The 13,869-nt window shown below is 67.8% G+C and carries 9 protein-coding genes; 5 read left to right on the top strand and 4 right to left on the bottom strand.

Going from position 1 to position 13,869, the window contains the following annotated elements:
* The first annotated feature begins 8 nt into the window (after window positions 1–8).
* From COGEMETH_RS01785 to COGEMETH_RS01775, 3 genes are read left to right on the top strand one after another with little or no spacing between them, the layout of a single operon-like run.
* Complete coding sequence (locus COGEMETH_RS01785) at window positions 9–1,358, top strand: TadE/TadG family type IV pilus assembly protein (protein WP_238180911.1); 1,350 nt, start codon at window positions 9–11, stop codon at window positions 1,356–1,358.
* Between the two features lie 52 nt (window positions 1,359–1,410).
* Window positions 1,411–2,451, top strand: coding sequence for an HD-GYP domain-containing protein (locus COGEMETH_RS01780; RefSeq protein ID WP_238180910.1), 1,041 nt, complete (start codon window positions 1,411–1,413; stop codon window positions 2,449–2,451).
* A gap of 32 nt (window positions 2,452–2,483) precedes the next feature.
* Complete coding sequence (locus COGEMETH_RS01775) at window positions 2,484–5,207, top strand: ATP-binding protein (RefSeq protein WP_238180909.1); 2,724 nt, start codon at window positions 2,484–2,486, stop codon at window positions 5,205–5,207.
* A 76-nt stretch (window positions 5,208–5,283) separates the two neighbouring features.
* Here the strand turns inward: COGEMETH_RS01775 and pyk are convergent, their stop codons facing one another.
* The 3 genes from pyk to COGEMETH_RS01760 all read right to left on the bottom strand — a co-directional run bounded on the left by pyk (window position 5,284) and on the right by COGEMETH_RS01760 (window position 9,234).
* The gene (pyk, locus tag COGEMETH_RS01770) at window positions 5,284–6,696 is read right to left on the bottom strand and encodes a pyruvate kinase (RefSeq protein WP_238180908.1); all 1,413 of its coding nucleotides are present in this window, start codon (window positions 6,694–6,696) and stop codon (window positions 5,284–5,286) included.
* 116 nt (window positions 6,697–6,812) lie between these two features.
* Entirely contained in the window at window positions 6,813–7,889 is a 1,077-nt protein-coding gene (locus tag COGEMETH_RS01765; protein WP_238180907.1) for a tartrate dehydrogenase, read from the bottom strand.
* Window positions 7,890–7,935: 46 nt separating this feature from the next.
* Entirely contained in the window at window positions 7,936–9,234 is a 1,299-nt protein-coding gene (locus COGEMETH_RS01760) for an MFS transporter (protein ID WP_238180906.1), read from the bottom strand.
* A gap of 158 nt (window positions 9,235–9,392) precedes the next feature.
* On the opposite strand from COGEMETH_RS01760, the gene COGEMETH_RS01755 reads away from it, so the two are divergent.
* Window positions 9,393–10,115 (top strand): GntR family transcriptional regulator, encoded by a 723-nt coding sequence (locus COGEMETH_RS01755; protein ID WP_238180905.1) that lies wholly within the window; start codon window positions 9,393–9,395, stop codon window positions 10,113–10,115.
* 552 nt (window positions 10,116–10,667) lie between these two features.
* Here the strand turns inward: COGEMETH_RS01755 and COGEMETH_RS01750 are convergent.
* A complete protein-coding gene (locus tag COGEMETH_RS01750; protein WP_238180904.1) occupies window positions 10,668–11,813 on the bottom strand; it encodes a PDDEXK family nuclease in 1,146 nt (381 codons plus the stop codon).
* Between the two features lie 370 nt (window positions 11,814–12,183).
* Here COGEMETH_RS01750 and recD2 point away from each other — a divergent pair.
* On the top strand, window positions 12,184–13,869 hold a 1,686-nt coding region (recD2, locus tag COGEMETH_RS01745; RefSeq protein WP_238180903.1), incomplete at its 3' end, for an SF1B family DNA helicase RecD2.

The raw sequence follows: 13,869 nt of genomic DNA, 5'->3' as shown, positions 1-13,869 counted from the left end.
CCGGCGCCCTGCGCGCCCTGGGGAGCGACCGAAAGGGCACGGTCGCCGTGGTCTTCGGCCTGGGCGCGACCGTCCTGGTCGGCCTCGTGGGCGGCGGGATCGATTACGGCCGCCTCGCCTCCCGCCGCAACCAGTTGCAGCGGGCGGTGGATGCCGGGGCCTTGGCCGGCGGCAACGCCCTGAAGCTCGCCATGCCCAACACCGCGTCCATCGCCGGTGTCACCGAGCAGACGATCCGCGCCGGGGTGACATCCCCCTCCGACCGGCCGCTGACGGTCCAGGTCACTGTGGCCGAGGACAAGACCAGCGTCTCGGCCTACGCCGAGGAGACCTTCCGGCTGGCCTTCGGCAGCCTTCTCGGCGTCGGCAACGCGAAGATCACGGCCAAGGCGCGGGCCAGCGTCGTCGGCAAGATGCGGCTGTGCATGCTCACGCTGGATTCGCTCGCGGCCGGCGCCTTCAACCTCCAGAAGAAGGCCCAGGTCACGGCCAACGAGTGCTCGCTCTACTCGAATTCCGCCAACCCCCTCGGGATGGTCGGCCAGGCGGACGCCATCGCGCAGGCGCAGACCATCTGCTCGGCCGGCGGCTATCTCGGCGTGCGGGCGAACTTCTCGCCGACGCCGCAGACCGGCTGTCCGGTGATCGAGGACCCGCTGCGCGACCGCCCTGCGCCGCCGATCGGGAACTGCGCGAGCCTGCCGTTTCCCCTGAACCTGCTCGACGTGCTCAGCATCAAGAAGATCGAGACCAGCGTCACCCTGGAGCCGGGCACCTATTGCGGTGGCCTCCACATCACCAAGAATGCCGTCGTTTCCCTCAAGCCCGGCATCTACGTGATGAAGGACGGCCCCCTGGTCGTGGACAAGAAGGCCAGCTTGAGCGGGGTCGACGTGGCCTTCTACTTCACCGGCAACAAGGGCGGCCTGGTCTTCGACAAGAAGACCACCATCAGCCTGACGGCGCCGACCAGCGGCGTCATGGCGGGCCTCCTGATGTCGGAGGAACGGGCGGTGACGCTCCCGATCGATCCGACGGCCCTGGTCGAGACGCTCCTGGGCGACCTGATCAGCCCGACGCCGCCTGCCTTGAGCCTGACCAAGCCGGTGCGGATCTACCGCATCATCAGCGACAACGCCCGCACCATGCTGGGGACGATCTACCTGCCGAGCGGGCGCCTCGTGATCGACGCGAGCAAGCCGGTGGCCGACCAGTCGGCCTACACGGTCGTCGTGGCCCAGCAGGTGAACCTCTACGAGGGGCCGAACCTCTATCTCAACGCGAACTACAACGGCACCAGCGTGCCCGTGCCCAAGGGGGTCGGGCCGGTCGCGGGCCGGCTGCTCCTGAGCCAATGACCGGGATGGACGCGGGCCGCGGCGACGTGCGGCAGGCGTTGGAGGGAGAGCGATGCTCGCCTTGATCCTCGACGATTCCGAGATGAACAACCTGCTGCTGATGCAGGCCCTGAAGCCCGTACCCGATTGCGAGACGGTCGACTTCACCTGCCCGCTGAAGGCCCTGGATTTCCTGCGCGCCAACGTCGACCGGATCGGCATCGCGATCACGGATTTCGACATGCCGGGGATGACCGGCCTCGAATTCATCGCGGCCGCCCGCGCCGTCGAGGGTTTCGCGCACGTCCCCATCGTGATGGTGACGAGCCTGGACCAGCAGAGCCTGCGCCGCCAGGCGCTCGGCCTCGGCGCCACCGATTTTCTCGGCAAGCCCTGCGACCCGTTTGAGATTCGGGCGCGGGTGACGAACCTGATGAAGATCAGCCAGGCCTACCGCCAGGAGCAGGACCGCAACGCCTGGCTGGCGCGGGAGGTGGCCGCGGCGGTCTCGGTGATCGAGGCGCGGGAACGGGAGATCATCGCGCTCCTGATGCGTGCGGCCGAGCACCGCGACACCGACACGGGCAACCACGTCGCCCGCGTCGCGGCCTATGCCGGCATCATCGCGAAGAATCTCGGCTTCGACCCGGCCTACTGCAACCTCCTGAGCCTCGCCTCCACCATGCACGACGTGGGCAAGATCGGCGTGCCGGACGCGATCCTGCTCAAGCAGGGGCCGCTCGCCCCCGACGAGCGCAGCGAGATGGAGCGGCACGCCGAGCGCGGCCGCAAGATCCTGGAGGGCAGCACCTCCGACGTGGTGCGACTGGCCGCCGAGATCGCGGCCAGCCACCACGAGCGCTGGGACGGGACCGGCTATCCGAACCGTCTCGCGGGGGGGGCGATCCCGCTGCCCGGCCGCATCGTGGCGGTGGCGGACGTGTTCGACGCCCTCGTCTCGGAGCGCCCCTACAAGAAGGCGTGGTCCCTCGACGCGGCGAGGGCCTTCCTGACGGACAACGCGGGCCAGCACTTCGATCCGCGCTGCGTCGCGGCCTTCCTGGCCGGCTGGAGCGAGGTGGAGCGGCATTGCCGGCAACTGGCCGCCGCCTGAAGGCGCGGCCCGGCACGGAGACAGGGAAGCCGATGCGTCTCGGTTCGCTCAACCCGCAGCGGTCGCTCGCCGGGCGCCTCGCCTGGGCGGTCATCGGCGCGGTGACGATCGCCCTGGTGGTGGCGACCGGCCTCTCGGTCTGGCGCGAGGTCGACCGCTACGCCGCCGACAAGCGCGAGGCCCTGCGCGCGGTGGCCCAGGTCTTCGCCTACGCGATCGTGCCGGCCGCGACCGCCGGCGATGCGGATGCCGCCGACGCGACGCTCCGCGCGATCGCCCGGCAGCGGGCCATCGTCTACGCGGCCCTGGAGCGCCCGGACGGCGCCGTGGTGAGCGAGCAGGGCCTCGGCCTGCGCCTGACCGAGGACATCGATCTCGACGCCGAGGGCGACATTTCGCTCTTCGCCCTGGTCTTCACGCGCACCGTGCGGGTCGCAGTGCCGGTCGTCTCCAACGCCCGCGAGATCGGCCGCATCGTCCTCGTGGCCGAGACCGGCGATCTGGCCGAGCGCATCGCGGGCGTCGCCCTCAACGCCGCGCTCGCGGGCCTCCTGGCCATCGGCGTCGGGCTCGTGGTGGCGCTGCGCCTGCACCGGGCCGTCACCCAGCCGCTGGCGTCGCTCGCCCGAACCATGGACGCGGTGCGCCTGCGCCATGACTACACGCAGCGCGCCGCGATCACCGCCGACGACGAGGTCGGCACGCTGGCGGGAACCTTCAACGACCTGCTGGGTGCGGTCAACGAGCGCGACCGGAAGCTCGCCGAGCACGGGGCGCACCTGGAGGAGGAGGTCCGCATTCGCACCTGCGACCTGAGCGAGGCCATGCTGGCGGCCGAGGCGGCCAACACCGCCAAGTCGTCGTTCCTGGCGACCATGAGCCACGAGATCCGCACGCCGATGAACGGCATGCTGGTGATGGCCGAACTGCTCGCCGGCGCCGACCTGCCACCGCGCCAGCGCCGCTACGCCGAGGTGATCGCCCGCTCCGGCCAGAGCCTGCTGGCGATCATCAACGACATCCTGGACTTCGCCAAGGTGGAGGCCGGCAAGCTCGATCTGGAGCGCGTCGCGGTCAGCCCCGCCGAGATCGCCGACACGGTGGTGACGCTGTTCGGCGAGCGCGCGCGGTCGGCCGGGCTGGATCTGGCGGCCTACGTCGCAGCCGACGTGCCACGCACCATCCTCGGCGACCCCGTTCGCCTGGGGCAGGTGGTGAGCAACTTCGTCTCGAACGCCCTGAAGTTCACGGAAGCCGGCCACGTCCTGGTTCGGATCGAGCCCTGCCCGGAGGACGATCGGTTCCTGCTGATCCGCGTGAGCGATACCGGCATCGGCATCCCCCAGGACAAGCTCGGCAGCATCTTCTCCGCCTTCTCCCAGGCCGACCAGTCCACCACCCGCCGCTTCGGCGGCACCGGCCTAGGCCTCTCGATCGCCCAGCGCCTGATCGAGGCGATGGGCGGGACCGTCGGCGTGGAGAGCCGGATCGGAATCGGTTCGACGTTCTGGGCGCGCATCCCCATGGAATCCGAGGCCGCATCCCTGCCCGTGCTCCGCGCGGACGCCGTGGCGCCGGGCGTGGTGCTGGGCGCCCTCGGTGGCGCGACGCGGGAGGCGCTGGCCGCGAGCCTGACGGCGGCCGGATTCGTCCTCGACGGTGAGCAAGCGGGCGCGCATCGGATCGTCAGTGCGGCGGAACTCGTCGGCACGCGCTCGCGCCCGGCAGGCGCCGGGCAGGTGCTGGCGCTCTGCCCGATGGGCGACCCGACCGGCACGCAGGCGATCCGGGCGGGGCTCGCCGACGCGTTGCTGCGCTGGCCCCTGGCGCAGGCGGAATGGGCCCCGGCGCTGGCCGCGCTCGCGGCCGGGTTGCCCTTTGTGGACACTCAGACCGGCCCGGCCGCTGCGGCCGACGACCTCCCCCGCTTCGCCGCGGCGCGGGTGCTGGTCGCCGACGACAGCGCCGTCAACCGCGAGGTCGCCATCGAGGCGCTGTCGCGCTGCGGCGTCACGGACGTGGTCACCGTGGAGGACGGGGCGCAGGCCGTCGCGGCGGCCAGCGCAGGCCGCTTCGACCTGGTGCTCATGGACGGCAGCATGCCCGTCCTCGACGGCTTCGAGGCCGCCCGGGCGATCCGGCGCCGCGAGGCGGCGACAGGGGGGCCGCATCTGCCGATCGTGGCGCTCACCGCCCACGTCCTGGGGCAGGGCGCGACCGCCTGGCAGGCCGCCGGCATGGACGGCGTGCTCGCCAAGCCCTTCACCCTGGTCCAGCTCGGGCAGGTCCTGGCGACGTTCCTGACACGCTTGGCGGCGGAGGCCGAACCGGTAGCGTCGATGGCCGAGCCACAGGCCCCAAGGCCGGACGATCCTGCAACGGCGGACGAGGCGGTGGCGGACGGCCTGCTCGATCTTCAGACCCTCGGGTCGCTCTCCGAGATGGGCGATGCGGCCTTCTTCGCCCGCGTGGTCCAGCTCTACACCGAGCAGGCCCCGGCTGCCCTCGCCGCCCTGGACCGGGCTGCGGTCGATGCGGACCCGCTGGCGGTGGCCTCCTCAGCCCACAGTCTCAAGTCCATGAGCCTGAACATCGGAGCCGCTGCCCTGGCGACAGACCTCGGCCGCATCGAGCAGGACGCGCGCGAGGCCGCAGCCTGTCCGGATGCCGGCGCGATGGGTGCGGTCGGCGCCGTGTTCGTGCGGACGATGGAGGCCCTGGACCGATATGCCGACGGCGTCCGACAGGCCGCGTGACTCCCGCCATCCCTGCCTCGGGCATCGTGGGCAGCCGCCTGGTCGGGAGCAGAACGATGCCTGCTCCCGATGGCGGTCAGATCTGGATGAGGCGGATGTTGTTGGTGTTGCCCGTCGTGTGAAAGGGGATGCCGGCGGTGGCCACGACGATGTCGTTGGGCTTGGCGAAGCCTTCTTCCTGCGCGTAGTGGGCGGCCTTGGCCGTCATCTCCTCGTAGCTGTCCACGTCCTCGGTGTGGACGCTGTGGGCCCCCCACATGAGAGACAGGCGCCGCGAGGTGGAAAGACTCGGGGTCAGGGCCAGGATCGGCACCGCCGGCCGCTTGCGGGCCACCCGCGCGGCGGTCGTCCCGCTGGTGGTGTAGGCCACGATCGCGCGCGCGTGGACGGCCTCGGCCAGGGTTGCGGTGGCAGTGGCCACCGCATGCGGCGGGGTCTCCTCCTCGCCCGGCTCGGAAGCCGCCACGATCGAGTGGTAGAGCTTGTGTCCCTCCACGCTCCGGATGATCCGGTCCATCATCGACACCGCCTCGACCGGGTATTTGCCGGTGGCGGATTCGGCCGAGAGCATCACCGCGTCCGCCCCGTCGTAGATCGCGGTGGCCACGTCGGAGGCTTCCGCCCTCGTGGGTGCCGGCGCGTTGACCATCGAGTCGAGCATCTGCGTCGCCACCACCACGGGTTTCACCGCCAGCCGGCAGGCGCGGATCAACTCCTTCTGCCGGCCGGGCACGTCCTCGTGCGGGATCTCGACGCCGAGGTCCCCGCGGGCGACCATCACCGCGTCGGACAGCCGGATGATGTCTTCGATCCGCTCCAGGGCCTGGGGCTTCTCGATCTTCGACATGATGCCGGCCCGGTCCCCGATCAGGGCGCGCGCCTCGATCACGTCGGAGGGTTTTTGGACGAAGGACAGGGCGACCCAGTCCACCCCGAGGTCGAGGCCGAAGGCGAGGTCGGCCCGGTCCTTCTCCGTCAGCGGCGAGAGGTCCAGCAGGGTGCCCGGCAGGTTGACGCCCTTGCGGTTGGAGATCGTTCCTCCATTGACCACCTCGGCCACGATCTCGGCCGTCTCCAGGCCGACCACCCGGACCCGGATGCGGCCGTCGTCGATGAGCAGGTCCTGGCCCGGCACGACGGCGGCGAAGATCTCGGGATGGTGCAGGGGGATCGACTGTCTGTCGCCCTCGCTGCCATCGAGCACGAAACGCACCCGCTCGCCGGCCACGAGGTCGAGGCGACCGTCCTTAAGCGTTCCGATGCGGATCTTGGGCCCTTGCAGGTCCTGGAGGATGCCGATCGGCCGGCCGACCTCCCGCTCCAGGCCGCGGATCGCGGCGTGCACCTTGGCGTGGTCGGCCTGCACCCCATGGCTGAAGTTGAGGCGGAAGGTGTCCACGCCCGCCAGGAACAGGGCCCGGAGCATCTCCGGCGACGAACTGGCGGGGCCGACGGTGGCGACGACCTTGGCGTAGCGGTGACGGCGCATGCTGGGCTCGGCCGCAAACGGCCGCCTCCTCGGGTTCGAATCGGTGGATCAGGATAGCACCGAAGCCCGGATCGGCCGCCGGACGACCCGGGAACCGGCCGGGCCCGGGTCCCTCGCTACTCGTTGTCGCCCTGGATCGCGGCGATGACCGCGTCCGTGACCTGACGGGTCGTAGCCTTGCCGCCGAGGTCCGGGGTGTGGAGGTTCGGGTCGGCGGTGACGCGCTCCACCGCGCGCATCAGCCGGTCGGCGGCCGGCTTCTCACCGAGGTGCTCCAGCATCTGGCAGGCCGTCCAGAACGTGGCCACCGGGTTGGCGATGCCCTTGCCCGTGATGTCGAAGGCCGAGCCGTGGATCGGCTCGAACATCGAGGGGAACTTGCGCTCCGGGTTGATGTTGGCGGTCGGCGCGATGCCGAGCGACCCCGCGAGCGCGGCGGCCAGATCCGACAGGATGTCGGCGTGCAGGTTCGTCGCGACGATGGTGTCCAGCGTCTGCGGCTTCATCGTCATGCGCATGGTCATGGCGTCGACCAGCATCTTGTCCCAGGTCACGTCGGGGAATTCCTGGGCCACCTCGGCGGCGATCTCGTCCCACATCACCATGGCGTGGCGCTGGGCGTTCGACTTCGTCACCACGGTCAGGAGCTTGCGCGGGCGGGACTGCGCCAGCTTGAAGGCGTAGCGGATGATGCGCTGGACGCCCGAACGGGTCATCATCGACACGTCGGTGGCGACCTCGTTCTCGTGGCCCTGGTGGACGCGGCCGCCGACGCCGGCATACTCGCCCTCGGAGTTCTCGCGTACGATCACCCAGTCGAGTTCAGGCCCCGAGACGTGGCGCAGCGGGCTGGTGATCCCCGGCAGGATGCGGGTCGGGCGGACGTTGGCGTACTGGTCGAAGGGCTGGCAGATCGCGAGCCGCAGGCCCCAGAGGGTAATGTGGTCCGGCACGTCCGGCGCGCCCACCGCGCCGAAGAAGATCGCGTCGTGGTTGCGGATCTGGTCGCGCCCGTCGGCGGGCATCATCACGCCGTGCTTCTTGTAGTAGTCCGAGCCCCAGTCGAAGTGATCGAACTTGAAGGTGAACGCGCCGTTCTTCTCGGCCAGCACGTCGAGCACTTCGATGCCGGCGGCGATGACCTCGATGCCGATGCCGTCGGCGGGGATGGCGGCGATGGTGTAGGTCTTCATGGTGTATCTCCGTGACTGAGGTCGGGGGATGAGAACGCGGGAGGGTTCAGCGCGCGACGGTGCTCGCGGGCTCGGCGCGCCGTCCTGCGCGGGCGACGACGAGGGTGACGATTGCGGAAAGGACGAGGAGCGCCGCCACGAAGATCAGGCCGCCGGTGAAGCTGCCCGTCTTGTCCTTGATCCACCCGATCGCCCAGGGGCCGACGAAGCCGCCGAGGTTGCCGATCGAGTTGATCGTGGCGATGCCCACCGCCGCCGCCGAGCCGGACAGGAACATCGTCGGCATGGCCCAGAGCGGGGGCTTGGCCGAAGAGATGCCGATGTTGACGAGGCTGAGGGCGGCGACGACCGCGACGGTCGAGGCTGCGCCGCCGGCCAGCAGCAGGCCTGCCGCCGCGACGAGGCAGGCGATGACCACGTGCCAGGTGCGCTCGCCCGTCCTGTCGGAATGGCGCGCCCACAGGATCATCGCGATCACGGCGACGGTCGGCGGCACGGCGTTCAGGAAGCCGACCGCGAAGGTGGAGAGACCGAAGCTCTTGATGATCTGCGGCGCCCAGATGCCGAGGGTGTAGAGACCAGCGGAGGTGCCGAAATAGATCAGCGCGAGCGCCAGGACGCGGATGTCGGTCATTCCGCCGAGGAGGCTGTGCTTGGCGTGCACCTGCTTGCGGGACCGCTCCTCGTTCATCTCCGCGACGAGCCAGGCCCGCTGATCGTCGGCAAGCCACGTCGCCTTCTCCGGCCGGTCGGTCATGTAGAACAGCACCACCACGCCAAGAATGACGGCGGGGACGGCCTCGACGATGAACATCCACTGCCAGCCGTGCAGGCCGAGGATGCCTTCCATCTCGAGCAAGGCGCTCGAGAGCGGCGAACCTAGGAGCACCGAGATCGGGGCGGCCGCCATGAACAGCGAGACGACGCCTGCGCGGTAGCGGGCCGGGAACCAGTAGGTCAGGTAGAGGATGATGCCGGGGAAGAAACCGGCCTCCGCCGCGCCGAGCAGGAACCGCAGGACGTAGAAGCTCGTCTCGCCCTGGATGAAGGCGAAGGCGCCGGACAGCATCCCCCAGGTGATCATCACCCGTGCGATCCACAGACGGGCGCCGACCTTGTCGAGGATGTAGTTCGAGGGCACCTCGAACAGGAAGTACCCGAAGAAGAACACGCCGGCCCCGAAGCCGAAGACCGACGACGAGAAGCCGAGATCCTTGTTCATCGTCAGAGCCGCGAAACCGATGTTCACGCGGTCGATGAAGGCGATGAAGTAGAGAAGGCAGATGAACGGGACCAGGCGCCATGCGACCTTGCGCATGGTGGCCTGCTCTAGGGAGCCAACCATCGTTTCCTCCTACGGCCTGCCGGGACGCTCCATTGATTCTTGAGCGCTATCTTCCATGCAAGATGGCATCTCGATAGGAGTCTGCGGATGTGGTGTCAAGTCCTGTTTCCCAGCAGGCATGGAAGATGGTAGGCATGACCCGTCGCGGGAGGCATAGAATGGCGCGGGCGCGGCCCAGACGAGCGGACGGGGTACCAGGCGCCGAGGAGGGCGAGAAGAAGACGTCGCTCGTCGACGACGCCTACGACGCGATGCGCACGGCGATCCGCGACGCCAGCTTCGCGCCGGGCTATCAGGCCTCGGAGCAGGAGATCGCCCTGCGGCTCGGGATGAGTCGCACGCCGGTCCACGAGGCCGCCATACGCCTTCAGGAGGACGGCCTCGTACGGGTGCTGCCGCGCAAGGGTATCCTGATCCTGGCGCTCGCCCCCGACGACGTGCGCGAGATCTACGACGTGCTCATCGCGATCGAGGGTCGTGCGGCCGAACTCGTCGCCGCCCTGCCGAAGGTCGAGCGCCTCGCTGCCGCGCGGGACTTGGACGCCCACACGGATGCGATGGCGGAGTCACATGCCGCCGCCGCCCTGCCGGCCTGGGGCGAGGCCGACGGGCGGTTCCATGCCGCGCTGATCGCGCACGCGCGAAACGGGCGGATGAGCCGGGTGATCCAGGCGGTCAACGACCAGTCGCACCGGGCACGGATGCTAACGCTCAACCTGCGCCGTGGCCTCGAAGCGTCGATCGCGGAGCACCGGCAAATCGCCCAGGCCATCCGCGCGGGCGAGCCGGTCGAGGCGCTCGACGCCATGCGCCGCCATCGCATCCGCGCGCGCGACGAACTGCTGCCCCTACTCAGGAGCTACGGGCTGAAACATCTATAGACCGGCCCGCTCATGGGCCTGCGAAACCTTGTTCCTGTTTGATTTATTTCGCCGAAATGTCTCGAACCAGCCGATATCCTGCACCGACGGGCAGCCTCCCCAGTGCCCATCGGCGCGACGTCCCGAATGCCGCCATCGGGACAGCTCAGCGACCCGCATGGCAGGTCGACCTCGAAACGCGCCGCCGCCGAGCAGCCCAAACGCGGATGTTCCACCGAACCGACGTGACCCCGAAACCCGGGAAAGCGGGAACGATCTTCGCCTCAAGCGATCGCCCAGGATCTTGCCACGCCGACCGTTGCACGAAGGACCGCCTTGGGTTACTCAACGGGCACGGTCAGCACCCGTAGCTCAGCTGGATAGAGCGTTGCCCTCCGAAGGCGGAGGACCCAGCTCTTCAGTGTGGTCGATAGAGCCAATCCCAGCAATAAGTTAGCTGAAGTGGTTGGCCTGTAGCATGTCGAGAAGTCGTGTAACGGTGCAAAAGGGCCGCAACGGGTTGCCCAGAAGGCTCGAGCTTTTCCGTTTTCATGCTCGTGTGCTCCGTCGAGATCACGAACCGACACGGATACGGTTGACGAACGACTGCCAGATCGCAAACAGCTTCTCTAGCGCAGCAGGCTCTTGCAATAGCGCAAATGGCACGTAGGGCTCGCCGTCGACTGCGCGCTCGTTGTAGCGTTGCCCAAACGTGCGCTCAAGTTCACTAACGATCTCGCGCCGAGCCTCGATAGAATCGAAAGGGCGTGTCGTCAAAACGTAGCACAGTGCAGTCGAAACACGGCCGTTGGATTTGATTACCGCTGGCCAACAATGCCCTTTGCCGTGTGTGAGCTTCACTATAAGGGCTGGCTTCTGCGACTTAGTGACAGTGATTTCGCAACCTTGGGCTATCCACCAGTTGTAAACTGATCTGGCGATTGCTGCTTCCTTAGCACCACGTTCGGCGTTCAACCAGGTAAACCACTCTTCAATTGAGAGCTGTGGCTTAGTAACGCTCGTTGCGCCGCTGCTTCCCTTACGGCGCTCAGCTTCCGCGGTGCGTCCGATTAGCCGCGGCACTAACGTGCGCAGCCCCTGGCCGGTGTAGTGCTTGATCTCGAGAGCGATAACCTCTGCCGGGCTCATCTGAGCGTTCAGAAACTCAACAATTCGCTTCAGCTCCGGGTAGATGACGTCCGCGACGAAAACCATGCGAATCCGACCGGCCCGCAGGTTCACGTCAACACCCCGCCAGAACTCATCGAAATCGGCATCGGGGCGCCCCAGGTGCTCACGCAGCGCCTGATCCGCATCGCGCGCGGTCAAGGCGCACGTGCGCTCGAATTGCTGCCTGATGGCCTCCATGGGCCAGTAGACGACCCCGTTCGCGGCGTAGTCGAGCATCTGGGCCACGACTTCGCGTCGACCTCGGAGGTCGTTAGCGCGCTTAACCTCAACCAGGGTCGGCACGCCGTCCTGGTCGACGAAGAGATGATCGAGCGACCAGCGGCCCGATCCGCCCTCCTCACCCGGCACAGCCTGCTCCCGCGCAATCAGAAGCCAACGGCGCGGATTTATGGGATCAACGGCGTCGCCGGCAATCAGGCTTGGGTGCGTCGCGAGGAGCTCCTGGAGCAGGTCCTCGCTCTCGAACGCGGTGGAGCGCATCTCTATGAGGTTATTGTCGTCTTTGATGATGAAGATGCCGTCGCTCATAGCTACCCATGGTCACTGTTCGGGCGATCGCTATCGCATGTGTTGGGAAGCAACGCCTCTCCTCAAAGAAGACGATTTCGCTCTTTCGTTACACCAGCCTACAGGGGGCGTGAAGTCCCAGATGAATGAGCAATCCTCCAGGGTCTTGGATCCTGGGCTCACCTGGTTTTGGAACATGCCCTTGGGCCATAACAGAAAAAATGGCTGATCGCGATTTCGCGTAAAGGCTATGCCCGCGCGCGTAAAGAAGCTCATGCACCGGCCTTGATGCGGTCGCTAAGGGACTTCCAGATCGCGAACAGCTACGCCCTTTCGGCTGGCTCCTGCATCTGAGACGACGATCGGCCTGAGGAGCCTCTGAGCGGGTGAGATGAGCCAGAACCCAACGGCGAACCAGTTCGACCGCGGCGCTCCAATCGAAACGCTTGCGGGCACGATCGAGCGCGTCACCTTCCACAACGCTGAGACCGGCTTCTGCGTGCTGAAGGTCCAGGCGCGGGGCAAGCGTGATTTGGTGCCCGTCATCGGACACGCACCGGCGATCGCCGCCGGCGAGTGGATCACAGCGACTGGGATCTGGTTTACCGACCGGCAGCATGGGCTTCAGTTCAAGGCCGACACGCTCAAAGCCACGCCCCCGACCGGAGTCGACGGGATCGAGCGCTATCTGGCCTCGGGCTACATGCGCGGCATCGGGCCGGCCATGGCCAAGCGTATCGTGGCGCTGTTCGGCGAGTCTACCTTCGAGATAATCGAAGCCGATCCCGATCGCCTCACGGAGGTGGGTGGGATCGGTCCGAAGCGTTCGGCTCGCATCGTGTCCGGTTGGGCCGAGCAAAAGGCCGTGCGCGAAATCATGATCTTCCTGCACGCTCACGGCGTCGGCACGGCTCGGGCTGTGCGGATTTTCAAGACTTACGGCCACGACTCGATCGTCGTCATGACAGAGGATCCCTACCGACTAGCTCGTGACATCCGCGGAATCGGTTTCCGCACTGCAGACGCGATCGCGATGCGCCTCGGGCTGACGAAGGAAGCGCCGCAGCGGCTCCGTGCGGGTGTGTCGTTCGCCCTGCAGACCGCCATGGACGAGGGGCATTGCGGCCTACCGATCGAGCGGCTGATCGTGCTCGCCCAGAAGCTCCTCGAGGTCGACGTCGCCCTCGTCCGCACCGCTGTCGCCGATAAATTAGCGCGTGGCGAGGAGATTATCGCCGACAAGGTTGAGGCCGAGCCCTGCGTCTTCCTGAAGGGCCTGCACGCCGCCGAGCGGGCGATCGCCGAGCGGCTCATCATCCGGGCTCGCGGCTCGCCGCCCTGGCCCAGCATCGACCTCGACAAGGCGCTGCCCTGGGTCGAGGGAAAAACAGGCAAGACGCTGTCGCAATCTCAGGGCGAGGCCATCCGCCTGATGTTGGGCTCGAAGCTCTGCGTCATCACCGGAGGTCCCGGAGTCGGCAAAACCAGCACCTTGGATTCGCTGCTGCGCATCCTGACTGCCAAAGGCGTGAAGGTGCTGCTTGCGGCACCGACAGGTCGTGCCGCCAAGCGGATGACGGAGCAGACCCGGCTCGAGGCTAAGACCATTCACCGGCTCCTGGAGATTGACCCGAAGCGTGGCGGCTTTTCGCGCAATGAGGAGAACCCGCTCGATTGCGACCTGCTTGTGCTCGACGAGTGCTCGATGATCGACGTGCCGCTGATGAACGCCCTGCTGAAGGCCGTGCCGGAGTCGGCGGGGCTCCTGCTCGTCGGCGACGTCGACCAGCTTCCCTCGGTCGGCCCAGGCCAGGTGCTAGCTGACGTCATCGCCTCCGAGCGCGTGCCGGTGGCGCGGTTGACCGAGGTGTTCCGGCAGGCGGCCGAGAGCCGGATCATCGTCAACGCCCACCGCATCAACCAGGGCCAGATGCCGGAGCGGCCGCAGCCGGGCGAGAAGGCCGATTTCTACATGATCGAGATCGACGACCCCGACGTCGGCGTCGCCAAGCTGATCGAGGTGGTGACCAAGCGCATCCCTCGCTCCTTCGGGTCAAGCCCGAAGGAGCGAGGGATG

It is taken from the genome of Methylobacterium trifolii (assembly GCF_022179685.1).
GTDB lineage: Bacteria > Pseudomonadota > Alphaproteobacteria > Rhizobiales > Beijerinckiaceae > Methylobacterium > Methylobacterium trifolii.
The sequence above is the reverse complement of the archived record's forward strand: the minus strand, read 5'-3'. Positions and strand labels throughout refer to the sequence as shown.